Consider the following 21,763-nt stretch of genomic DNA (forward strand, 5'->3'; position numbering starts at 1 on the left):
CTAGATTATCCAGCAAACCAAATATTTTGATGATCACACATTGGACTTAAATGTTTAATGCGTAGATTATCTTGCTCAAAATTACCACTCCCTCCAGCAATATCTAATTCGCTACCTAAGCGGATATGCCTACCTTTATAGCTTAAAGCTTCTTTTTCAGAATCCCACTGAGCGGTGTGTTCGGGAAAGATAATGAGGATATCATTTATATAGAGACATTCTTGTTTTAGCTGCAAAATTCCCGTTAGGCGTCCTGAAGTAGAAATACCATTAGATTGATAAACAGGGAGTTTTACCGCACTGGTATTTTCGTTCGCTTCTTGCTGCTGACAGCCTGTAAGAACGGCAAATACAACTGCGCAAATTAATTTATTATTAATACCCAATTTTGTTCCTATAGGGATTTCCATATAATTTTGATAGTAATGGACTAATGTTTCATATCAATCTTTAGATTGTTAGATAAGATTTCATCCCACTACGGTTTAAACTTAAGCATTTTAGCCAAATGAACTCATTCACTGGCATAATTAATTATTTGTTATTATATTTTATTTATTTGTATATTGTTATCTTTTTCATTTGAGTTTTTAGGTTATATGCATCGTGTAATTTTCTTCGAAAAAAAGTATTTGTAATTTATTTTTAACCTTAATTTTATCTTAAGCCATAAATATTTAGATAAGAGCTAATAAGTACGTATGTTTGGAGAACATACATTGATAAATCATGAAAGTTTGTCTAAAAGTTTAAGTAAGGTTCCAGAAGTCACCTTATTATTCTGGATCATTAAAATTGCAGCTACAACGCTAGGTGAAACTGCTGGAGACGCGCTATCTATGTCCCTAAATTTGGGATATATCATTAGTACGGCAATTTTTGCTGTGATCTTTGCAGTATTTGTCGGACTACAAATTAAATCTAAAAACTATAATTCATTTTTTTACTGGGCGACAATCATTGCCACTACTACGTTAGGTACGACAATTGCTGATTTCGTTGATCGAACTTTAGGTGTGGGCTATGCAGGAGGGAGTTTAATATTACTTATTTTATTAGGCTTATCTCTGTTTGTTTGGTATTTAAGTTGCGGCACAATTTCAGTAAAAAGTGTTCGATCTGCAAAAAGTGAAGCTTTCTATTGGTTAACCATCATGTTTTCTCAAACATTAGGGACAGCTTTAGGAGATTGGACTGCTGATACTCAAGGCCTAGGGTACACCAGCGCCGCTTTAATTTTCGGTACTTTATTATTGGTGCTAGCAATCTGCTATTTTTATACCAAAATCTCAAGAACTTTATTATTTTGGTTGGCCTTTGTTCTGACCAGACCTCTAGGTGCGGTATTAGGTGATTTTCTTGATAAACCTATCGCGCATGGTGGATTAGAGTTAAGCAGATTTAGTGCATCTTTTATTTTATTAGCTTTCATTGTTGTCTGTTTAGTGGTCTTTAAACCTAAAGCAGCTCAGTCATCTCATTAAACTAACTGTTTATTAAAAACCACATGATTCTCTTGGGTGATGTGGTTTTTTTATTTGAGAATGGGCGTTATTACTATTTAAGAGACTTTACGGGTTATCCACCAAAATAATAATGCCAGAAGGCTAACACCTGCACCGAGTGCACATACGCCAAACCATCCAGCATAGGCGTAAGTCACTGTGGTACTGATTGCACCCAATCCACTACCGATTGCATAAAACAGCATGTATAGACCAACAAGCCGGCTATGCGCTTCTGGACGAGTGCGAAAAATCATACTCTGGTTGGTCACATGCAAGGCTTGTCCGCCCAAGTCTAGTAATACGATGCCAATCACTAGTGCCCAGAGCGAATAAGCCATGAGTGAGAGTGGACCCCAAGCAAGAAGTAATATTACGAGTGCTGCCATGCTTGTGCGCTGAGCATATCCGCGGTCGGCCCAATAACCCGCACGTGCGGCAGCCAGTGCACCAACAACTCCAACGAGCCCAAAAGACCCAATTACAGTATGCGAGAAGTTATATTGTGGCGCACTCAACGGTAGTACCAATGCACTCCAGAAAATATTAAATGCCGCGAACATGAGTAAAGCCAAAACACCGCGCACTTGGAGTATTTTTTCTTGGCGCAGCAGTTTTAACATCGATGCTAAAAGTTGCGAGTAACGCATGGTAACGGGCTGAATTTCTAAATGAGGCAAACGTTTCCAAAGTGGTAATGCAATCATGAGCATGATGATGGCTGCACAAAAGTACACGCCACGCCAACCCGCTATATCACTAATTCCTCCTGAAAATACACGGGCAAGCAATAAACCAATGAATACACCACTTTGTGCAGTACCAACCACATGTCCTTGCTCATGTGGGAGAGCAGCACTTGCAGCATAAGCAATAAGTCCTTGAGTCATGGCTGTGCCGAGTAAACCCACGGAAAGCATGCCTGCTAAAAGAACAATTGTAGAGTGAGCAAAGGCAACCACGAGCAATGCAGATATTAAAGCCAATAACTGAATAGCCATTAATCGACGCCGATTTACAAGGTCACCCAACGGCACTAGAAACACGAGTGCAAGGGCACAACCTATTTGAGTGGCTGTAACCACACCACCAATGGCGGCATGACTAACATTAAAGTCTCTTGCCAATATGTCGAGCAAAGGCTGCGCATAATAGACATTTGCTACGCTTGCACCACTTGCTATAGCAAATAGCAATATTACGCCACGGGGCATGCTTGAAAGCGGGTTATCGCTTTTAGCGTGTGAAGTTGAAGATGCAAGAGAAGCTTTCATGGGCCTAAATCCATTCAATCTAGTTTTAAAATGCAACTAGTTGAATATTAAGCCTGCTAGTTTTAAAATGCAACTAGATAACTTGTTACTGAAGATTGGTAAGGAAATTCGATGACGAACCCTACATTGTTAAAAGATGAACCTTGTCCTGTTGCACGTTGCGTCAACCTCATAGGGGACCGCTGGTCACTGCTCATTGTACGTGATGCTTTTGATGGAATGCGCCGTTTTGGAGATTTCCAGCGGAGCTTGGGTGTTGCGCGAAATATTCTTTCTGACCGACTTAAAAAATTAGTGGATGCTGGTGTGCTTGAAATGCAAGATGCTTCGGATGGCACGGCTTATCAAGAATATGTATTGACCCATAAAGGGGAGAGTTTATTTCCTGTGATTGTAGCTTTGCGACAATGGGGAGAACAGAACCTATTTGAAAGTGGGGAGCGCCATTCTCTGTTAATTGATAAAACTACAGGTCAGCAAATTCCATTTATGGCGCCAGTCGCGGCAGATGGAACAGTGCTGAAAGCTTCTAATACTCAAGTGCAAAAGGTGAAATAAAATAAGAGAAAACAAAAATAACCTTTTTTAACTTAAATTTGGGCAGATTAGTTGGTACCCTTGCGCGTCAAATTAAGGTGAGATTATGAGATTTATATTCCTCTTTATAAGCGCAATTTCAATTCAATGTTATGCAGCATCAGAAGCCATGGAACTTCATTACTGTGAAACTGTGAAGAAAGCAGCGAGTGGGGTGATGGATGCTAGACAACATGAAGTGCCAGCTAAAGAGTTACACGACATAGCCGATCATCTTGAAGAGCAACAAGCCAAACAACTTTATCAAGAGCTTATCAAATCTGCATATTCTTCAAGATTATTTGAAGACCCTCTCATTAAGTCCAAAGCTGTCGAAAATTTTCAAACCACTTGGCATGAACAATGTTTGGCAAAAGAATTAGCTAAAAATATGTGAGTGTTAGTGGGAAATGGCCAATTACGAGCCAAGAAAGAACTACCTAGTAAGCGTCGAATCGTGACGCTTACAAAACACTGAGTATTTAATAATTAAAAAAAATGATTGAAAATTAATAAGTGTTAATATATTAATGCAGAGCAAATGAATCTTTTTAATACAATCATATAAAGGAGGTGGGTAATATGAATAATCATTCCGATTACACATTTTCATTATATGTATCTGGTATAAATTTAAAGGAAATTAATCCTTTAGAGTCGGCTAAGCTACTTGAAGCTCTTTGTAAGATGCTGGGAGCAAAGCATCTAAAATGGGGTGATATTAAAGAAGGTTCAGCGGATTATGCTGTAAAGGTGGATCCGGAATATTTTGATGAAAAAGTTGATAATTTCAATAAAGCTGTTTCAGAGAAGACGGGGCCAATAAAAACGATTGACGAGTTTTTATCAAAACATCCTAAAGCATGCACAGTATTGCGCTATAAAGAGTCTTCTAATCAGGAATATATTGAACTCCATAAATTTCAAAAGAAAGATGACGGTTTTGTTTTCTTCCAAGAAGAAACTTTAAGGTGTCGAGTTATCGGTTTGCATGAAGGAACTGATAAAACAGATCATATCTATGTTCAAACAATATCTGGTAAGAAGGTTAGTGTTGCTTTATCGCCTCATATTGCTGCTACATTAGGCTCAAAATATAGAACTCAACACCAAATTGAAATATTTGGTAAAGCCAAATACAGATACATAAGTTATAACGACGTTGAACTACTTTCATTTGTAGCTGAAAACATTGAAGAAGTACCTGAAGGTTCACTATCAAGTTGGATAGAAGATTTTAAGAATGCAGGGGATAGTGGTTGGAATCAATTTGAAGACCCTATTGCTGAGTGGCTGAAGGAGCGTCACGAGTGATTGTAGCGATTGATAATAATGTATTGGTTTCATTGGCATCGGATAGGGCATTATTTGTTAACCTAGAAACATACTTGAAACAGAACAATGCAACATTATTAATTCCTACACCTGTAATAGCTGAGTTTATTGCATATGATTTAAATGCTAGAAGGACTCAATTATTAACCCTCTCTCATGGCAAAGTACTTAATGGTAGTTTTGATAGGAAAGCAGCTCTTATTTGTGGAGAAATGGCACATGAACTGGGAAAAGAATTTTTTAAAGAAGATAAACAAAAGGTGAAGGTTGATATTCAAATACTCTCAATAGCAGTGTCAAATAATGCAAAAGTACTTTTAACAGAGGATAAAGGAATTATTAACGCAGTGGCTAAACTTGGTTTGGATATTCAAGTTTTAAAAAGAAATGAAATCAAACTTGGGTCAGATCTCTTTGATAATGTTAATGAATGATTAATTACAGCCACTAGAGATAGTGGTTTTTTTATACCTTGTGCTATCCTCTTAAAAAAATAAGGAGATGTGTATGTGGATAATACTATTAATAATCATAATATTTATATTAGCTGTGGGAGTGTCAGTAAAAAAGGAATTAAAGAAGAGTGGCGGTTATAAAAATTATAAAGCTAAGAGGTTGACAGAAGGGGGATTAGAAAAAAGATCATCTCATCTTAATACTAGCAAAGAGATGAAAGTAGAACTTCCAGATCCATTTTTAAAATATAGTGTGGAGTCTAAACAATACGAACTTGAATATGATTGTGCTTACGACTTTGAAGAATATCCATTCGAAATAGTTGGGGAGTCTTCCTATCAAGAAAATATCAAGAAATTTGCGATACAGCGCGAAAATAAGGGCTGTTTTATAAAAGTAATTGCAAAAATAATTAGAGAGCCAACCAATAAATATGACAAAAATGCATGCCGCGTTGTGATAAATGGTCTGACAGTTGGTTATTTGCCGCGAAATAATGCTGAAAGCTGGGTTAGGTTACTAAATAAACTTAATATACATGAAACAGCTCAAATCAATGTTAACGCAGTTATCGTTGGTGGTGGGAGTGCTGAATATAGTTATGGTGTTAGATTAAATATTCCTACTAGAATTGCTAACTCTGCAAAATACATCAAAGAATTGAAAGAGCAAGTAAATGAATAAAATTTTAGTATTATGCCTTTTTATATTTTTAGCAGGTTGTAGCGATAAAGATTCAAATAGTAAGCCTATATATGGCAAGGAATATGGATTGCCTGCTAATTGTAGAGCTTATATTCAAGTTGCTATAAATCAGTGGAAAAAAGGAACACACGATACTGAAACTACAATGGATGCTATTGAGCGAAATTGTGGTGAAAATGGGGAGCTTTGGAACTATAAGCCCAAATAAAGCATCCTAAGATACTTTAGAGCTAATTTACTGTTACTTGTTTTGTAATTGAGAAGCAATAAAAAACCACCTAATTCTTTCGAATTAAGTGGTTTTTAAATTTTGGAGCGGGAAACGAGACTCGAACTCGCGACCCTAACCTTGGCAAGTTATAATAAATTATAAATAACAAAAGTTTATGATTTTATGGTGCAGAAGTGGTGTCGAATAATTTTTTACAATTAAAGTAGAGAAATTGAACATAATATTAAACTGTTATTCTAGCAATCAAATCTTCAAAATAAAAGAAATGCGTCTTATAAGGATAGAAACGCACATCTATAAAATTAATCAGCTATCATTTGAAATTATTTAAAATTAATATAGTTATTAAGAATCATAAGGATAGACAATTAGAATAGCATGTAGAAATTTTAATACAGTCCCTTATACTGTTTTGAAGTTTACAAAGTATAATTTAAGTTAAAAATTTAGGTATAACAATAAAAGATTTATTTTGAATGTATATTTTCCTTATTGGTAAAAAATTCTTGAGAACTAAAGAAGTAGGAAGCTAAAAATATATTTTATAAAATAGACAGAATTAAGAAATAATTTAAAGAAATAAAAAATTATAAATAGCATCTTGTTGATAGTTATATATTTTTTATTTAAATATCTTTTGATGTTTTGTATTAATATAAATTAACAATAGCAAATATAAGTCAACATGACCAGTGTGAATTTTGAACAAATGGTAAAATATAGAATACATAATTAGATAATATATTTGGATAGGATGACTGTGTTGATGAATATTGAAATAGCATCAACATTTAACTTAATTAAAAATAGGTGAAAATATGAATAATATCCAGTTGAAACCAGAAGCAGCTCAAACAGAAGAAGTGGATTTAATTTTTTTAGGAACAGTTCAAGAAGAAACCAAAGGTTTCGATTTTGAAGGAACATATGAGCCTAGAAATATGGATAAATATGATGGTGATGCCATTATTCCATAAACAAAAAAACTAGGTTAGATAAAGAGATATTTTTATCTCTTTATCTTTTGAAAACTTATTAGAAGAAAATACTCAAAATGTACAGATTAAAAAATAATGTTTATGCATGTATTGATCAAGGTTGTCTAGTTTTCTTAGACTCAAGAAATTACCGATATTTCCAATTGAATGAGAAAGATACAGCAGAATTGCTAAATTGTGAAATAGAGAAAACTAAATTTAATAAATTAATTGAAAAACAGATTATTGAGTATGATAGAGAAAATAAGTTAGAAACTATTGTCAAAAAGGAAAGAGAACTACCACTAAATAGTATTTTATCAAATACTTATGCTGCAAAAAGACAAGTGAATTTTGGAAATATTGTAAAAGTAGTATTCATTAATACTTTAAATAAAGCACGGATAAAGTTTCTAAAAAGTCCTTTTCCGAAATTTAGAAATAAAAGTACGTTTAGTAAAGTTAATGATAATAAGATCGCTGAAGTTATCGGGACTTATAACGCCTGTATAGTTTTTTTACCATGGAGTAAAGTAGATGAGTGCTTATTTCAGTCAATAAGCTTAAAGCAGTTCCTTATGTTACATGGTATCGATTCTGAATTAGTAATTGGAGTTAAAACGAAACCATTTAGGGCTCATGCATGGTTAGAAAAAGATAGAAAAATATTAAATGATGAATTGCAACACATTGAAAAATATAAGCCAATAATGGTGGTAAAGTAATGTTTAGATATATGCTGGAATTTAAAAAAAGCACAGACTTTAACTCTTCTATTAACTATAGTTTGTTAAATAAAGAATTGGAAAAAATAGAAATAAATTCAAAAACAAATCTATGGTTAAGTCACCCTACCAGTTCAGGTGAAACTTATTTCTTTAGCAATGCAATAATTATTGGTAAATTATTTAAAAAAATTAAAAATAAATCTTCTAAAGTTGAAAATAAAAATAAAACAATTATAACTATTGAAGAGCTTGTTAAAGATTTTTGGGGCTCATATATAGCTATAATTTTTGATAATGAGAATGTCGAAGTTTTTAAAGATCCAGCATGTTCATTTGATTTTCTATGGACTATAAATAATGAAAATACAATTGGGTTTTCAGATGTAGAGTTTTATAAAAAATATAGTGAAAGTAATTTGGAAGTGAATGACAAATATGTGGCTGCATCTTTATGCTATGAGAGATTAAACCTAAGAGAAACCGGCTTTAAAAATATCAGCAATCTACTTTCAGGTGAGAGTATAACTTTATATGATTTAAAAATAAAAACTATATGGTCACCTGAAAAATTTGTAAAAAGTGATAATCTAACAATTGATGTGGCAATGGATGAGTTGAGAAAAGTTGTTATTGACTGTGTAAGTTGTTGGGGTAACGAATATAATAATATTTTGTTGAATCTATCAGGAGGTTTGGATTCGAGCTTAGTTGCTACTATTCTTAGAAAGCATACAAATACTAATATTTACGGATTGAACTTATGTTTTGACTCTGAATTAGGTAATGAAGAGCGATATGCTAGAGATGTCAGTAATATGTATGAATTTCCACTTTTTGTATTTAAGATGGAAGAAAATAAATTTAATCTAGAAGATAAATTAAGTATATATCCTATTCAATATAAGCCATTGAAATATGGTTTAGGTTTTGAAATATTAGATAAAGAGTTAGAGATTCTAGAAAAATGCAATATTGATTCTATCTTCTCTGGATGTGCAGGGGATGTATTATTTCAAACAAAAAATTCAATATTTATTGCTCAAGACTATTTTAGAGATAATGGCTTGAAGGGATATCTTTCAACAGCAATAAGAACAGCTGAATTAACAAATAATACAATTTGGGCAGTTTTTAAGAAAACTGCTGCTTCTATATTATTTGGAAGTAGGAGGTACGCGTATGAAGGAAAAATTGATAAAAGTATTTGCAATGAAAAATATAAACAAGTTATTGATAATAAATATTTATCTCATCCATGGATAGAGAATATTTCTCATATCAACAATGGGAAGAAATTTCAAATATTCTGCTTGGCAGATTCTCAAAACTTCTATACCAATTTTTATACCTCTAATTTTGTCGATAATTTACATCCATTGTTATCTCAACCAATTATGGAGTATTGTCTATCCATTCCAAGTTATATTTTGACACCTCAATTAATTAGTAGAGGACTTATTCGTGAAGCGTTTAAAGACTACTTGCCAGAAAGTATATATAGGAGAAGGACGAAATCAGGGGTAGGTTCATATTATGCTGATATTATCGAGGATAATTTTAATAATATTACCGAAATTTTGTGTAATGGAAGCTTGGTTAAAAAAGATATTATTTCTAAATTTGATCTAAATTTATTAATAGAAAAGTCAAAGAATAATGATACCGTTAAAATGGAGCTATTTAGATTATTTACAAGTGAAATGTGGATGAGAAAGGTTGAAGGAAAAAAATTATGAATTATTTAAAAAAAACAAATTTATATATACTATCTCAATTTGTTCTATCATATATTTTTAATAACAATGATAAGAAAATTGTATTTAACTTCTTTACATATATTTTTATTATTCTACTTTCCTCTTTAGCTACAGTTCTAGCGCCTCTAGCTTTAAAGTATTCAATTGATAGTTTTAGCTCAGGGGCTGAAAATGCAATTTTAGTAACTTCTATTCTATTAAGTTTGTACGTAATATCACAATCCGCATCTCGTTATCTGATAGATTTACAATGGACTTTTTTTTGCAAAATTGAACAAACTATACATAGCTTGATGCGGAATGAATCGATTTCACATATTATAAATTTACCAGTTAAATATTTACATAATTACACTTCTGGGAAGTTAGTACAATCTATTAGTAACGGTACTCGGAGTGTAACTATATATTTGCAATCTTTTATCCAAGTTGGCCTTTTAATCATATTTCAAGTTGTTGGTACATCAATTGTAATCCTTTCTTTTTATGACGTTTCCTTTTTGCTGATTATTTTATTTGGAATTACTTTGTATATTTACTATTTTGTTCAAGGTAATAATAAGATAATGGTTTCAAATAGGGATGTGGTAGAAGATCAGAATAATGTTAACTCTGACTTAAATTCGGCTTTTTTATACCCTGAAACTAATAAGTATTTAAGTGTTGAAAAAGACTATATTGAAATAATGGGTAAACAAAATGAAAAGCTAAAAAAATCATATATTACATATTTCAACACTACAATATCTGTAAACTTTGTAACAACAATAATTTTTACTATCCTCTTAGGTTTAATTACGTATTTATCTTATTCAAAGCTACTTCAAGGAAAAATGACGATAGGTGATTTTGTTTTGATGATTACTTATTTGCTCCAATTAGTTAAGCCAGTTGAAGCTGTAGGTGGTGTTATGAGACAAGTGAACCAAGGTAGGGTTTTTCTTGATAATTATAAAAAAATTAATAGCCTTTCTACAGAACAAGAAATTTGGAAAGGCAAAAAAAATATTGAAAAGTCTTATATTAATATAGATATTAATTCTTTAAATTTTATTTATCCTAATAATAAACATACAGCACTAGATAATGTTAATTGTTCTTTTGAGAGTAATACAGTAACTGCAATTATAGGTAGGACTGGTTCAGGAAAGTCTTCTCTTGTAAAACTTCTTTATGGTTTTTATGATGATTACGAAGGTGAAATTAAATTTAATAGTATTGATATAAGAAGCCTTAGCCTAAAATCTTTAAGAAATAATATTTCAGTTATTTCTCAAGAATGTCATATCTTTAACTTACCTATCTGGAAAAATATTACAATTGGAACTGATCGTAGTAAAGATGAAGCAATAGAAGTTGCTAAAAAGTTTAAAATTCATGAGTTTATTTCTAAATTAGATAAAAGTTATGACACTGTTGTAGGTGAGCATGGTGTTAAGATTTCTGGCGGAGAAAGACAGCGAATTTCACTTGCGCGAGCTTTTTTAAGGAATTCACCTGTAATTATTTTTGATGAGCCAACCTCTTCATTAGACTCGGTTACAGAAAAAGAAATTATGGATTTATTATTTGATAAATTCACAAATTCTACGATTATTATTATTGCACATAGATTAAATACTATTCGTAATGTTGATAAAGTAATTGTTTTAGATGGAGGTCGAGTTATTGAAACTGGTAAATATAGTGATTTAATTTATACAAATAATAATTTAAAAGATTTGATGAAAGAAATTGATTAAAGGAATATTTATATGATTTTAGATTATTTTGATCATAATTTTATTGATGAGTTTGTAGCTAATTATAACAAATCTAGTTGGTTTTATAGAAAGAATATTTTTGATCCAGATATGTTATGCAACTGGTCGGAACTAAATTATACTATTTCTATATTGGACTCTTATAATGATGTGTTAATGTTAGGTGAAAGTGGTTTTGTTTCACCATATAATTTATTCAAAGATAAGAAAAAGAGAGCACAGGAAATTTCAAATGTCTTTAATAAATATATTTTCAATGGTTACACTTTTGTCCTAAATAGTGCGCACACGAAGCACGTCAAGCTTGCTAAGTTCTGTTCAAATCTGTCCCAATTTTTATGTACGAATACACAAGCTAATTTATATGCATCTTGGAAAAATTCACGTAGTCCTTTTGGGTCTCATTGGGATGAGCAAGATACTTTCATTATTCAATTAGAAGGATCGAAAAAATGGAAGATTTATGATTTTGCAGATCTAGACCCTGTAAATCATAAACATATAGTAAAGAAAAGTGAAAAACTACTTGCCGAATTTACTTTGCAAAAAGGGGATGTTTTATATGTTCCAATGGGGCAAATACATTCGGCTGAAACAGGAGATGATATTTCTCTACATGCAACTATTGGAATTCATAGGTATACCGCTTTAGATTTATTAGATTGGCTGAAAGATGATTTGTCTAAAATTCCTGAGTTTAGGAAAAGAATGCCAAATATAAATGATAAAAAACAAATGGAAGAATTTGTTTCAAACTTCTTTTCTAATTTATCTAAAGTTCAATGGAGTTCTAATAAAATTCATAATGTTATGCATCATCTTAAATCTAATTTTAAATTCAATTCTCTTTTAAATTTACCCTATGTAGGAATTGAGTCAGCTGATGCAAATTTTGCGAATCAAACTTTTATATTAAATCATTTTATTAGATATGAGAAAGAACATCAAAATGGATTAATTATTACTAATGGACTAAAGAAATGGGTTGTGCCTAAAGAGATTTCAGCTTCTTTTAATGAGTTGTTATTAGGAAAGCCAGTTCACTATTCTACTCTTTCTAGAGAAGGATTTGAGAATGGTATGCAGATTAATTATATTAATAAAGTTTGTACAGATATGATTCATGCTGGAATTATCACTATTTATAATTAATTTTAATAATAGTTTCTTAATTTTTTGATGACTATAACATCAAATTTTACTTTATAACTATAAAAGGGCATTTAACCCTTTTATAGTTATAAAGCTTAATTTTTCCAGCTTTATCCAGCAAGCCAAATAGTTTTATGATCACATAAAGGGCTTAAATTTTTAATTCGCTGATTATCTCGCTCAAACCGACCAAAACCACCAGCTAAATCTAATTCTTCGCCTAAAGCAATTTTCTTACTTTTATAAGTTAAAGTTTGATTTTTAGGATCCCATTCTGCATATCCTTTAGGGAAAATAATTAGAATATCATTTACATATAGACATTCTTGTTTTAACTGCATCGGGCCCCTTAATCGTGCAGAGGCAAAAAAGCCATTTGATTGATAACTTGGTATTTTCACATGGCTATTTTCGACCCTCGATACTTGTGGCTGACAAGCGACCAAAAGTATATTAATAGCGGAACAAATCAATTTTTTATAAATATCCAAGTTCACACCTATATGTGAGTTAAATACACTTTGATATTAATCGAGGGGATCATTCCCAAAAAATTAATTTGTTAGGAAAGAGTATCTCCGTCTTAATTCTTCCGTCTCGATCACCGTTGCTACCTTTTAATATTAGATTTTTCAAGGATACTTATAGCTTTATTCGAGATCGTACAGACGCTTACCATCTTGTCCTTTATTGAAAGAATGCAGCCGTTAAATTTGATTAAAGATAATTATAAGAAGAGGCGGAAGGAATCAGATTTTTTAGCTAAGCAATAGACATAAAAAAACCACCTAATTCTTTCGAATTAAGTGGTTTTTAAATTTTGGAGCGGGAAACGAGACTCGAACTCGCGACCCCAACCTTGGCAAGGTTATGCTCTACCAACTGAGCTATTCCCGCAATGTGAGCACATTATAGAGTGTTTCACTAAAGTGTCAACACTCTTGTGATTTAATTGAACATTTAATCAGCACGGCGCCAAACTGTACCTTGACGTGTATCTTCTAATACAACACCTTGGTCGAGCAAAGACTGACGAATACCATCTGCTTTAGCAAAGTCTTTTGCTTTTTTCGCATCAACACGTTGTTGAATAAAATCTTCAATTTCAGCGTCAGACAAAGCAAGTGCTTCTTGCCCAATATCTGATTTTAAGAAATTATCTACATCGTGTTGTACCAAGCCTAAAATGTTGGTGAGGTGACGCAAAGTTGAATAAAGCACAGTCGCTTGGTCAGCTTGCTGTTCTTTTACAGCACGGTTTAACTCTTTGTTAAGTTCAAACAGCACAGCCATTGTTTCGGCGGTGTTGAAATCATCACACATTGCATTGTTAAAACGTTCAACAAAGCTTTGATCAAGCGTTTCAGTTGTCGTTTGACCGTACACTTGTTGATAAGCTTTAAATGAATGATAGAAGCGAGTTAAAGAAGTTTTTGCTTCTTTAAGTGCCACATCAGAGAAGTTCACAGGACTACGATAGTGTGAAGACACAATAAAGTAGCGGATCACTTCAGGGTGGAATTTCTCCATCACGTCACGAATCGTAAAGAAGTTGCCTAAAGACTTAGACATCTTTTCACCATCAACGTTAATAAAGCCAACATGCATCCAGTAGTTTACATATTGTTCGCCAGTTGAAGCTTCACTTTGCGCAATTTCATTTTCATGGTGTGGGAACATTAAATCTGAACCACCACCATGAATGTCAAAGTGATTGCCTAGGCAGCAAGTCGACATTGCAGAACATTCAATGTGCCAACCCGGACGGCCATTGCCCCAAGGAGATGCCCACGATGGTTCATTTTCTTTAGCATGTTTCCAAAGGACAAAGTCAAACGGATGTTTCTTTTCAACTTCTACGTCAACACGCTCACTCGCGCCAGCTTGCATGTCATCAAGCTTACGGCCAGAGAGGCGACCATATTTCTCAAATTTGGTGACTTCAAAATAAACATCGCCATTTGCAGCAGGGTAAGCAGAGCCTTTATTGACCAGATTACCAATCATGTTTTGCATCTGCTCAATATATTCAGTCGCTTTAGGTGCTTCATCGGGTGCAGCACAGCCTAAATTGGCTGCATCTTCGTTCATTGCATCAATGAAACGAGTAGTGAGCTGCTGAATGGTTTCACCATTTTCATTCGCGCGTTTAATAATTTTGTCGTCAATGTCGGTAATGTTGCGTATATAACGAACATTCCAGCCTTGGCTACGCAAGAAACGAATAATGTAGTCAAATGCAACCATAACTCGAGCATGCCCGATATGACAGTAATCGTAAACGGTCATACCGCAGACGTACATATCGATGTGACCTTCTTTGCGAGGTACAAATTCAACTTTTTTTCGTTGCTCAGAGTTATATAAAACAAACGGTTGCATAAGGGTTTTCAAACACTCAACAAAAACAGTGTTACATCATAACTGATGCATCATTTTTCACAAAGGTTTATGCAAGAATTTTATAAGCTTGTGAAATCTTATACATTTAAAAACGTGTAGATGATTGAGTTATGTTAGAATGCCCCCAAATCTTTTGATTAAAATCACCGATCTTCATAAGAGATCAGATCAATTATTTTGAGTCAAACTCGTATGCCCAATCCTACAGATTTTCAAAGCAGCGCATTAGCAACCTTGCGTATTGAGCAGCAAGCCCTAGACGTGTTAGCAACACAAATTAATGACAGTTTTAGTCAGGCTTGTGAAATATTGTTACAGTGTAAAGGCCGTGTTGTGATTACTGGCATGGGGAAGTCAGGGCATATTGGCCGTAAAATGGCTGCGACTTTTGCTTCAACTGGTACACCATCTTTCTTTATGCATCCGGGCGAAGCTGGGCATGGCGATTTGGGAATGCTGGTTCGTGGTGACGTTTTAATTGCGATTTCCAATTCTGGAAAAAGCGATGAAATCATGATGTTGATGCCACTCATCAAACATCTTGGTGTACCTCTTATTACGATTAGCCGTACTGATAAAGGGCCAATGCCTCAAAATGCTGACATCGCTTTAACTTTAGGTGAGTCTGATGAAGCATGCCCACTCGGATTAGCTCCGACATCAAGCACAACTGCAACCTTAGTATTGGGTGATGCGCTGGCTGTTGCCTTACTTGAAGCGCGTGGTTTTACTGCAGATGATTTTGCTCGCTCGCATCCTGCTGGAGCATTGGGTAAGCGTTTACTTTTACATGTAAAACACCTCATGCATACAGGCGATGAATTGCCAAAAGTTTCACCAGATACTCCAATGAATCAAGTGCTTTACGAAATTTCTAATAAGCGTTTAGGCTTGACCACGATTGTAGATGAACAGGAACACTTGCTTGGTATTTTCACCGATGGTGACTTACGTCGTTTAATTGATAAACAGCAAGGTTTCGATGTGAATTTACCTGTTTCTGAAGTAATGACAAAAAAACCGTCGACTATTTCTCAAGAAGCACGTGCGGTAGAAGCTCTACAACAGCTTAACCTGAAAAAAATCAGTCAATTTGTTGTGGTGGATGACCAAAATAAAGTGATTGGTGTAATTAGTATGCATGACCTTATTCAGGCAGGGGTAAATTAATCAATGGCATCTTATGCATTGTTAGAACAAGCACGTCACCTACAGGCATTGGTTCTGGATGTCGATGGTATTTTGAGCGATGGCTTTGTAACTTTAACCAATAGTGGCGATGAGATTAAATCATTCGATATTCGTGATGGTTTAGGCATGAAACTTGCGCAGCAAGCAGGCATGAAAGTCATCATTATTACAGGTCGAAAAAGTAATATTGTTGAAAAGCGTATGTCTGATTTAGGCGTAGACCTCGTTTTTCAAGGTCGTGAAGACAAAGGTTCTGCGTTACGTGAAGCTTGTGCACAGTTTAATATTTTGCCTTCCGATTGCTTGTATATGGGCGATGACTGGCCTGATTTATCTGCTTTTGCAATCGCAGGAATGAGTGTCACTGTGCCAAATGGTCATGAAGAAGTACGTCGCCGTGCGCATTTGGTTACCCAGTCGATGGGCGGACGTGGTGCTGTACGAGAAGTCTGTGATATGTTGCTGATCGCAAAAGGCATTTACCAAGAACTTCTTGAAAAATATCTTGCAGTACCGCATTAATAATAAGATTACTTAAAAAGGTAGGCTATTCCTGCTCATGGATACCAGAGTTTTATCTATTGTCGCTGTAGTTATTGCTGCTATAAGTGGTGGTTATTACTACTATAGTGGCAAAGCAAAAAAACTAGACATTGCTTCGGCGAAGAATATGACATATTCGGCGCAGGGCGTCCATTTGACTCAAACTGATGATCAAGGCAATTTGTATATTCGTGCTGAAGTTCGTCAGCTTGAACAGGATATGCAACAAAAAACATCAAAGTTGGATCAACTCAAAGCATCTATGTATAAAGATGGCAAAGTTGATGCAACGTTCTTTGCGAAACAGGCAAATGGTTATGATGATAATAGTAAAGTTATCTTATCGGGTGATGTAGTCGCAACTAAACTTGCTCCACAAGGGAAGATTGAATTCCAAACCGATGAATTAACAGGTTATCCAAAAACCAGAGAGATTGAAACGAATCACCAAGTGGTTGTTCAATCTCCACAAGGCGATTTTGTTAGCAAAGGATTAAAAGCCAATTTGAATAATGGTCAGTACGAATTTTTTAATATTCGAGGAAAGTATGCACCAAAGTCTTAATTTAAAACGTTCTTCAGCTTTCCTAAAACAAGCTGCGGTTATTACATTCGTTGCTTTAACATCAGCTTCGACTTTTGCGTTGCCGTCTGACCGTAATCAACAAATTTCACTCGTGGCAGACCGTGCAACTTATAACGAAAAAACTGGTTTGACGACATACACAGGTAATGTCGTGATTGAGCAAGGTACGATGAAGCTTCAAGCTGATTCGATTGTTGCGACGTTAAACTCTAAGCGTGAAATCCAAACCATTACTGCTAAAGGCCGACCATCTAAGTTTCAGCAACAAATAAGTGCTGATAAGGGTGTGGCACGCGGTGAAGGACAGACCATTGTTTATAATGCAGATACCGGCATTATTACATTGAATGGTGGCGCATATTTATATCAAGATGGTTCTAGTATTCGTGGTAACTCATTGAAATATAGTATGAACAAAGGTGATGTTGAAGCTCAGGGTTCATCATCAAATCGTGTTCAAATTATTATTCCACCATCAAGTTCAAAAAGCTTTCCAGGAGCGCGTGAATAATGCAACAAGCTCTTCAACAACCCCAAACTTTGTGTATTAAGCACTTAGGAAAAAACTATAGTAAGCGTTGGGTCGTCAAAGACGTATCTTTTAGTATGCAAAGTGGACAGATTGTTGGTTTGCTTGGCCCTAACGGTGCAGGGAAAACCACAAGCTTCTATATGGTTGTAGGGCTAGTGCGCATGGACAAAGGTGAAATTCACCTTGATGATCTTGATATGTCTGATTTGGCAATGCATGAACGGGCACGCAAGGGCATTGGATATCTTCCGCAAGAGGCTTCTATTTTTAGAAAGCTCACCATTGCTGAAAATATTATGTCCATTTTAGAAACACGCAAAGACCTAAATAAGCAACAGCGCCAGCAACGTCTTACTGAATTATTAAATGACTTTAAAATCAGTCATATTAAAGATTCATTGGGAATGAGTGTGTCTGGTGGTGAACGCCGCCGTGCTGAAATTGCACGTGCATTGGCTGCCGATCCTAAATTTATGTTGCTTGATGAACCATTTGCCGGCGTTGACCCAATATCGGTTGGAGATATTAAAGATATTATCCAGACTTTGAAGGATCGTGGCATCGGTGTACTCATTACTGACCATAACGTACGTGAAACTTTGGCAATTTGTGAGCGTGCATATATTGTGAGTGAAGGGGCTGTAATTGCAGAAGGCACACCACAAGAAATTCTGGACAACGAACAAGTTCGTAAAGTCTACTTAGGTGACGATTTTACAGTTTAAATAAAATAGTTAATCTGTTTGTCTAAAAAGAGGTCAAGGCCTCTTTTTGGTTTTTTTGTATTTAACTATTAAAAACAATGAATTAGCGCATTCACTTGATGAAAATGTAATGTGTGAATTATTCCTGCAATTATGCTTCTTTATGCAAAAAAATATGTAGAATGTAAAAGCTTTTAAACGATAACAAACAAGATCAACAAGACAAGCATGATTGGATATAACCAGAGAAGAGTAAAAAGGACATGTAAAAAGCCGGCTTTCCTGAAAGGGTTGATGCTTTTAACTTCATTGCATGTGCCAGTGGTGATATATGCTGCTAAACCAAGTGAGCAATATCACACTTTAAAAGACAACTTATCGCAACTTTTTGCCCCTAAAAGTAGTGATGAATTTAAAGTTGCCAAGATGCAAGAGCTGAGTAATTTTAAGCTAGATCGTTCTAGAGTTCAGGAGTTTCCGACTGTTCAACTCAATGATAGATCAGCTGCATCTTATTCAAATTTGCCATCAAGGCAAATGACTTTGCAGGAAGCGGTGAAAATCGCAATCCAGCGTAACCCGGATATTTCTCAAGCCATTTCCACTTTAGCTGGTCAAAATGCAGGTATTGATTACGCCAAGGCGGGTTATTACCCTCAGCTTTCAGGTGGAATTACTACAGGTGACTTGAGTAGTGGTGAGCGTGGTCGGCAGTTATTGACCTTAAATGCAACTCAGATGCTCTATGATTTTGGTAAAGTTAAATCAGGTGTAGATGTTGAGCAAGCCAAGGTTCAAGTCGAGCAGGCCAATGTGCTGGTCAGCATTGATGATATTGCACTTGATGTCGCGCAAACCATTGTTAATATTCAACGCTACCTTCAATTAAATAAAATTGCCGAGCAGCAAATTGCAGGTATTCAACGTATTCAGGATATTGCGAATTTACGTGCAAATGCCGGTATTAGTAGCCAAGCTGACCCAATCCAAGCCCAGTCTTATTTGCAAGCTGCCCAGTCTGGTTTGATTGCTCAGCAATCTTTATTACGTCAGTACCAACAACATTTAAGAACATTGCTAGGTGCAGATGTATCTCGAACTGGCTGGATTATTTCAGATGATTTGGTGAAAGTGTCCGATTTATATGGTGAACCTGAATTCAATACCATTCCAAAAATGATTGCGGCGCAAGCCAGTGTTGAAGTTGCCAAGGCACAAAAGGAACAGACCCGTTTAACACGTTATCCAACTTTGTCAGTCAAAGGTTCCTTAAGTCAGGCCATTAATGGTCGAAACCCCAACAATGATAAAGATGACGGCCTATACAGTTCCGTCATGCTTGAAGCAAGCAGTCAGTTTTATCAAGGTGGAGCCGTTTCTTCTCAGGTAAAAATGGCGAGTTATGCCGAAGAAGCTGCAAAGTCTAAGGTCAATTCAGTTTATATGGATGTTCTTGACCAGATCAGAACGAGCCGTGAGCAAATTGAAAATAAACAACGTCAAATGCAGGTGTTGACCAATCGTCAAGCCACAACGGTTCGTACACGTGAACTTTATCAAGAGCAGTACAAGCTCGGGACACGTTCATTGGTCGATTTATTAAATGCAGAGCAGGCCATTCATAGTGCTAATTCAGAACTTGAGTCTGCACGTTATGACATCTACAACAGTATTGTTCAGTACATTTCGGCAACAGGACGTTCCCGCCAAGCCTATGGCTTAAATAATATTTCAATTCAGGGGTTCGAAGTACAACCATGATGACAAAAATAAACTACCAGCCCTGGTTACAGTCGGTCTTAACGATTGCTAAACATTATCGAATTGAGCCTTCAGAAGAAAGAATCCGTTTGCAACTTGACTGGAACCAGAATCAAAATCTTGATGATGTTTTACAGCTCATTACACGTCAGGTTGGTCTCAATTTACGTAAAGTACCTTTTTCTTTAGACGTACTGAATCCGTGGCGCCTGCCTGTCATGGTCGAGTTTAACGACGGACAGGTCGGTGTTGTTGATAAAGCTGATACTCAAGGAAATGTCAGTATCCAGTTGAGTGGAGATCACGGCCTTTCCCAAAATTTAAGCTTAGATGTCTTAAAAAAGACAATTAAGAATGTCTATATTCTGCGTCCTGAAACTTCTATTCCCGATGCGCGTATTGATGAATATATCAAACCGTATGAAGCAAGCTGGTTCTGGTCAATTGTACTCAGAGACTGGAAGCGCTACGTTGATATTATGTTTGCCTCACTCATTGCCAATGTACTGGCACTGGCAACCATTATTTTCTCAATGCAAGTCTATGACCGTGTCGTACCTTCACAGTCTATCCCGACTTTATGGGTTCTGGCAGGTGGTGTACTCATTGCTGCTCTTTTTGAGTTTACCCTACGTATATCGCGGGTATATTTATCCGACATTATTGGTAAACGTGCGGACTTACGTGTTTCTGACCGTGTATTTGGTCATGCCCTAAGAATCAAGAATAAAGACCGTTCAAAGTCTACAGGTAGTTTTATTTCCCAGATTCGTGAGCTCGAAGGTGTTCGTGAACTGGTGACTTCTACTACCATTAGTGCAATTGCCGATTTCCCATTCTTTTTCTTGTTCCTGACCATCTTTGCGATTATTGGCGGGAAATTGTTCTGGGTAATGTTGCTGGTTGTGCCACTTATGCTTTTGCCGGGTATTCTGGCACAGAAGAAGCTAGCGCAGCTCGCACAAGAGGGTATGAGAGAATCTTCAATTCGTAATGCTATTCTAGTAGAAGCAGTGCAGGGTATTGAAGACATCAAGCTTTTACGTGCTGAATCACGTTTCCAAAACCAGTGGAACCACATGAACGAAGTTTCAGCCGACATTGGTATGAGACAACGTAAAATCGTTGGTACCTTAATGGCATGGACTCAAATGCTTCAAGGTCTGACCTATGCGATTGTGGTTTTAGTGGGATGTTTTGCCGTAATGGATGGTGAAATGACCACAGGTGCATTAGTAGCCTGTTCAATTTTATCTTCACGCATGTTAGGTCCAATTGCACAGATTACAGGCGTTCTAGGACGTTTACAGCAGGCGAAAGTTGCAAAACAAAGTCTGGATGAACTTATGCAACGTCCGATTGATCAGGCTGACCGTTCACATCTGGTACATAAGGCTGCTTTAAATGGTGATTACGAATTAAAAAATGCCTTGTTCCAATATGGAGAAGATGACCCGAGACCAAGTTTAGCAATCCGTCATTTAAAAATTCGCGCGGGTGAAAAAATTGCAATTCTGGGGCGCAATGGGGCGGGTAAATCAACACTGCTTCAGCTTCTCTCAGGAATGCAATTTCCTATTCAA

The 21,763-nt window shown here is 35.5% G+C and carries 23 protein-coding genes and 1 tRNA gene; 19 read left to right on the forward strand and 5 right to left on the reverse strand.

Going from position 1 to position 21,763, the window contains the following annotated elements:
* Nucleotides 1-5 precede the first annotated feature (5 nt).
* Nucleotides 6-410, reverse strand: a complete 405-nt coding sequence (locus ACT53H_RS18165; RefSeq protein ID WP_353156854.1) for a hypothetical protein — start codon at nucleotides 408-410, stop codon at nucleotides 6-8.
* Between the two features lie 309 nt (nucleotides 411-719).
* Here ACT53H_RS18165 and ACT53H_RS18170 point away from each other — a divergent pair, with 309 nt between their 5' ends.
* Nucleotides 720-1,484, forward strand: a complete 765-nt coding sequence (locus ACT53H_RS18170; protein WP_353156851.1) for a COG4705 family protein — start codon at nucleotides 720-722, stop codon at nucleotides 1,482-1,484.
* A gap of 77 nt (nucleotides 1,485-1,561) precedes the next feature.
* On the opposite strand, the gene ACT53H_RS18175 is transcribed toward ACT53H_RS18170, so the two are convergent.
* Nucleotides 1,562-2,779: an MFS transporter gene (locus ACT53H_RS18175; protein WP_353156848.1), complete on the reverse strand. Its 1,218-nt coding sequence runs from the start codon at nucleotides 2,777-2,779 to the stop codon at nucleotides 1,562-1,564.
* Nucleotides 2,780-2,890: 111 nt separating this feature from the next.
* Here ACT53H_RS18175 and ACT53H_RS18180 point away from each other — a divergent pair, with 111 nt between their 5' ends.
* The 11 genes from ACT53H_RS18180 to ACT53H_RS18230 all read left to right on the forward strand — a co-directional run bounded on the left by ACT53H_RS18180 (nucleotide 2,891) and on the right by ACT53H_RS18230 (nucleotide 12,460).
* The gene (locus tag ACT53H_RS18180) at nucleotides 2,891-3,337 is read left to right on the forward strand and encodes a winged helix-turn-helix transcriptional regulator (protein WP_353156845.1); all 447 of its coding nucleotides are present in this window, start codon (nucleotides 2,891-2,893) and stop codon (nucleotides 3,335-3,337) included.
* An 85-nt stretch (nucleotides 3,338-3,422) separates the two neighbouring features.
* Nucleotides 3,423-3,752, forward strand: coding sequence for a hypothetical protein (locus ACT53H_RS18185; protein ID WP_353156842.1), 330 nt, complete (start codon nucleotides 3,423-3,425; stop codon nucleotides 3,750-3,752).
* A 185-nt stretch (nucleotides 3,753-3,937) separates the two neighbouring features.
* The gene (locus tag ACT53H_RS18190) at nucleotides 3,938-4,669 is read left to right on the forward strand and encodes a hypothetical protein (RefSeq protein WP_151963608.1); all 732 of its coding nucleotides are present in this window, start codon (nucleotides 3,938-3,940) and stop codon (nucleotides 4,667-4,669) included.
* Entirely contained in the window at nucleotides 4,666-5,124 is a 459-nt protein-coding gene (locus tag ACT53H_RS18195; protein ID WP_171500728.1) for a PIN domain-containing protein, read from the forward strand. Before ACT53H_RS18190 ends, ACT53H_RS18195 begins: the two co-directional genes overlap by 4 nt.
* Before the next feature lie 73 nt (nucleotides 5,125-5,197).
* Nucleotides 5,198-5,830: an HIRAN domain-containing protein gene (locus ACT53H_RS18200; RefSeq protein WP_151963610.1), complete on the forward strand. Its 633-nt coding sequence runs from the start codon at nucleotides 5,198-5,200 to the stop codon at nucleotides 5,828-5,830.
* The gene (locus tag ACT53H_RS18205; RefSeq protein ID WP_151963611.1) at nucleotides 5,823-6,059 is read left to right on the forward strand and encodes a kynureninase; all 237 of its coding nucleotides are present in this window, start codon (nucleotides 5,823-5,825) and stop codon (nucleotides 6,057-6,059) included. The genes ACT53H_RS18200 and ACT53H_RS18205 overlap by 8 nt, the downstream gene beginning before the upstream one ends.
* A gap of 842 nt (nucleotides 6,060-6,901) precedes the next feature.
* A complete protein-coding gene (locus tag ACT53H_RS18210) occupies nucleotides 6,902-7,060 on the forward strand; it encodes a hypothetical protein (RefSeq protein WP_185767872.1) in 159 nt (52 codons plus the stop codon).
* Nucleotides 7,061-7,137: 77 nt separating this feature from the next.
* Nucleotides 7,138-7,785: a lasso peptide biosynthesis B2 protein gene (locus ACT53H_RS18215; protein WP_238612429.1), complete on the forward strand. Its 648-nt coding sequence runs from the start codon at nucleotides 7,138-7,140 to the stop codon at nucleotides 7,783-7,785.
* The gene (locus tag ACT53H_RS18220; protein ID WP_238612428.1) at nucleotides 7,785-9,524 is read left to right on the forward strand and encodes an asparagine synthase C-terminal domain-containing protein; all 1,740 of its coding nucleotides are present in this window, start codon (nucleotides 7,785-7,787) and stop codon (nucleotides 9,522-9,524) included. The genes ACT53H_RS18215 and ACT53H_RS18220 overlap by 1 nt, the downstream gene beginning before the upstream one ends.
* Entirely contained in the window at nucleotides 9,521-11,287 is a 1,767-nt protein-coding gene (locus tag ACT53H_RS18225; protein ID WP_238612427.1) for an ABC transporter ATP-binding protein, read from the forward strand. The genes ACT53H_RS18220 and ACT53H_RS18225 overlap by 4 nt, the downstream gene beginning before the upstream one ends.
* Nucleotides 11,288-11,299: 12 nt before the next feature.
* Nucleotides 11,300-12,460 (forward strand): JmjC domain-containing protein, encoded by a 1,161-nt coding sequence (locus ACT53H_RS18230; RefSeq protein WP_353156836.1) that lies wholly within the window; start codon nucleotides 11,300-11,302, stop codon nucleotides 12,458-12,460.
* 110 nt (nucleotides 12,461-12,570) lie between these two features.
* Here ACT53H_RS18230 and ACT53H_RS18235 read toward each other — a convergent pair whose 3' ends face one another.
* The 3 genes from ACT53H_RS18235 to cysS all read right to left on the reverse strand — a co-directional run bounded on the left by ACT53H_RS18235 (nucleotide 12,571) and on the right by cysS (nucleotide 14,842).
* Nucleotides 12,571-12,951 carry a hypothetical protein gene (locus tag ACT53H_RS18235; RefSeq protein WP_353156833.1) on the reverse strand — a complete coding sequence of 127 codons (381 nt, stop codon included), beginning with the start codon at nucleotides 12,949-12,951 and terminating at the stop codon, nucleotides 12,571-12,573.
* Between the two features lie 330 nt (nucleotides 12,952-13,281).
* Nucleotides 13,282-13,357, reverse strand: a tRNA-Gly gene (locus tag ACT53H_RS18240).
* A gap of 63 nt (nucleotides 13,358-13,420) precedes the next feature.
* The gene (gene cysS, locus ACT53H_RS18245; RefSeq protein ID WP_353156830.1) at nucleotides 13,421-14,842 is read right to left on the reverse strand and encodes a cysteine--tRNA ligase; all 1,422 of its coding nucleotides are present in this window, start codon (nucleotides 14,840-14,842) and stop codon (nucleotides 13,421-13,423) included.
* A 213-nt stretch (nucleotides 14,843-15,055) separates the two neighbouring features.
* On the opposite strand from cysS, the gene ACT53H_RS18250 reads away from it, so the two are divergent.
* The 7 genes from ACT53H_RS18250 to ACT53H_RS18280 all read left to right on the forward strand — a co-directional run.
* Nucleotides 15,056-16,033: a KpsF/GutQ family sugar-phosphate isomerase gene (locus ACT53H_RS18250; protein WP_004793424.1), complete on the forward strand. Its 978-nt coding sequence runs from the start codon at nucleotides 15,056-15,058 to the stop codon at nucleotides 16,031-16,033.
* 3 nt (nucleotides 16,034-16,036) lie between these two features.
* Nucleotides 16,037-16,576: a KdsC family phosphatase gene (locus ACT53H_RS18255; RefSeq protein ID WP_002122322.1), complete on the forward strand. Its 540-nt coding sequence runs from the start codon at nucleotides 16,037-16,039 to the stop codon at nucleotides 16,574-16,576.
* A gap of 37 nt (nucleotides 16,577-16,613) precedes the next feature.
* Nucleotides 16,614-17,162: an LPS export ABC transporter periplasmic protein LptC gene (lptC, locus tag ACT53H_RS18260; protein ID WP_004793421.1), complete on the forward strand. Its 549-nt coding sequence runs from the start codon at nucleotides 16,614-16,616 to the stop codon at nucleotides 17,160-17,162.
* Nucleotides 17,146-17,694, forward strand: coding sequence for a lipopolysaccharide transport periplasmic protein LptA (gene lptA, locus ACT53H_RS18265; RefSeq protein WP_004793419.1), 549 nt, complete (start codon nucleotides 17,146-17,148; stop codon nucleotides 17,692-17,694). Before lptC ends, lptA begins: the two co-directional genes overlap by 17 nt.
* Complete coding sequence (gene lptB, locus ACT53H_RS18270; RefSeq protein ID WP_003650837.1) at nucleotides 17,694-18,440, forward strand: LPS export ABC transporter ATP-binding protein; 747 nt, start codon at nucleotides 17,694-17,696, stop codon at nucleotides 18,438-18,440. The genes lptA and lptB overlap by 1 nt, the downstream gene beginning before the upstream one ends.
* Nucleotides 18,441-18,713: 273 nt before the next feature.
* On the forward strand, nucleotides 18,714-20,180 hold the full coding sequence (locus tag ACT53H_RS18275) for a TolC family outer membrane protein (RefSeq protein ID WP_174727378.1): 1,467 nt from the start codon (nucleotides 18,714-18,716) through the stop codon (nucleotides 20,178-20,180).
* Nucleotides 20,177-21,763, forward strand: a 1,587-nt coding sequence (locus ACT53H_RS18280; protein ID WP_476009818.1) for an ABC transporter transmembrane domain-containing protein, incomplete at its 3' end; no start/stop codon positions are given. The genes ACT53H_RS18275 and ACT53H_RS18280, both read left to right, overlap by 4 nt.

Source organism: Acinetobacter sp. DMC2 (assembly GCF_056314305.1).

Bases quoted from the DNA above. Each gene is read 5' to 3' on its own strand.
- ACT53H_RS18165 (WP_353156854.1), bottom strand. From the start codon at position 410: ATGGAAATCCCTATAGGAACAAAATTGGGTATTAATAATAAATTAATT.
- ACT53H_RS18175 (WP_353156848.1), bottom strand. From the start codon at position 2,779: ATGAAAGCTTCTCTTGCATCTTCAACTTCACACGCTAAAAGCGATAAC.
- ACT53H_RS18180 (WP_353156845.1), top strand. From the start codon at position 2,891: ATGACGAACCCTACATTGTTAAAAGATGAACCTTGTCCTGTTGCACGT.
- ACT53H_RS18185 (WP_353156842.1), top strand. From the start codon at position 3,423: ATGAGATTTATATTCCTCTTTATAAGCGCAATTTCAATTCAATGTTAT.
- ACT53H_RS18190 (WP_151963608.1), top strand. From the start codon at position 3,938: ATGAATAATCATTCCGATTACACATTTTCATTATATGTATCTGGTATA.
- ACT53H_RS18200 (WP_151963610.1), top strand. From the start codon at position 5,198: ATGTGGATAATACTATTAATAATCATAATATTTATATTAGCTGTGGGA.
- ACT53H_RS18205 (WP_151963611.1), top strand. From the start codon at position 5,823: ATGAATAAAATTTTAGTATTATGCCTTTTTATATTTTTAGCAGGTTGT.
- ACT53H_RS18210 (WP_185767872.1), top strand. From the start codon at position 6,902: ATGAATAATATCCAGTTGAAACCAGAAGCAGCTCAAACAGAAGAAGTG.
- ACT53H_RS18215 (WP_238612429.1), top strand. From the start codon at position 7,138: ATGTACAGATTAAAAAATAATGTTTATGCATGTATTGATCAAGGTTGT.
- ACT53H_RS18220 (WP_238612428.1), top strand. From the start codon at position 7,785: ATGTTTAGATATATGCTGGAATTTAAAAAAAGCACAGACTTTAACTCT.
- ACT53H_RS18225 (WP_238612427.1), top strand. From the start codon at position 9,521: ATGAATTATTTAAAAAAAACAAATTTATATATACTATCTCAATTTGTT.
- ACT53H_RS18230 (WP_353156836.1), top strand. From the start codon at position 11,300: ATGATTTTAGATTATTTTGATCATAATTTTATTGATGAGTTTGTAGCT.
- cysS (WP_353156830.1), bottom strand. From the start codon at position 14,842: ATGCAACCGTTTGTTTTATATAACTCTGAGCAACGAAAAAAAGTTGAA.
- ACT53H_RS18250 (WP_004793424.1), top strand. From the start codon at position 15,056: ATGCCCAATCCTACAGATTTTCAAAGCAGCGCATTAGCAACCTTGCGT.
- ACT53H_RS18255 (WP_002122322.1), top strand. From the start codon at position 16,037: ATGGCATCTTATGCATTGTTAGAACAAGCACGTCACCTACAGGCATTG.
- lptC (WP_004793421.1), top strand. From the start codon at position 16,614: ATGGATACCAGAGTTTTATCTATTGTCGCTGTAGTTATTGCTGCTATA.
- lptA (WP_004793419.1), top strand. From the start codon at position 17,146: ATGCACCAAAGTCTTAATTTAAAACGTTCTTCAGCTTTCCTAAAACAA.
- lptB (WP_003650837.1), top strand. From the start codon at position 17,694: ATGCAACAAGCTCTTCAACAACCCCAAACTTTGTGTATTAAGCACTTA.
- ACT53H_RS18275 (WP_174727378.1), top strand. From the start codon at position 18,714: ATGCTTTTAACTTCATTGCATGTGCCAGTGGTGATATATGCTGCTAAA.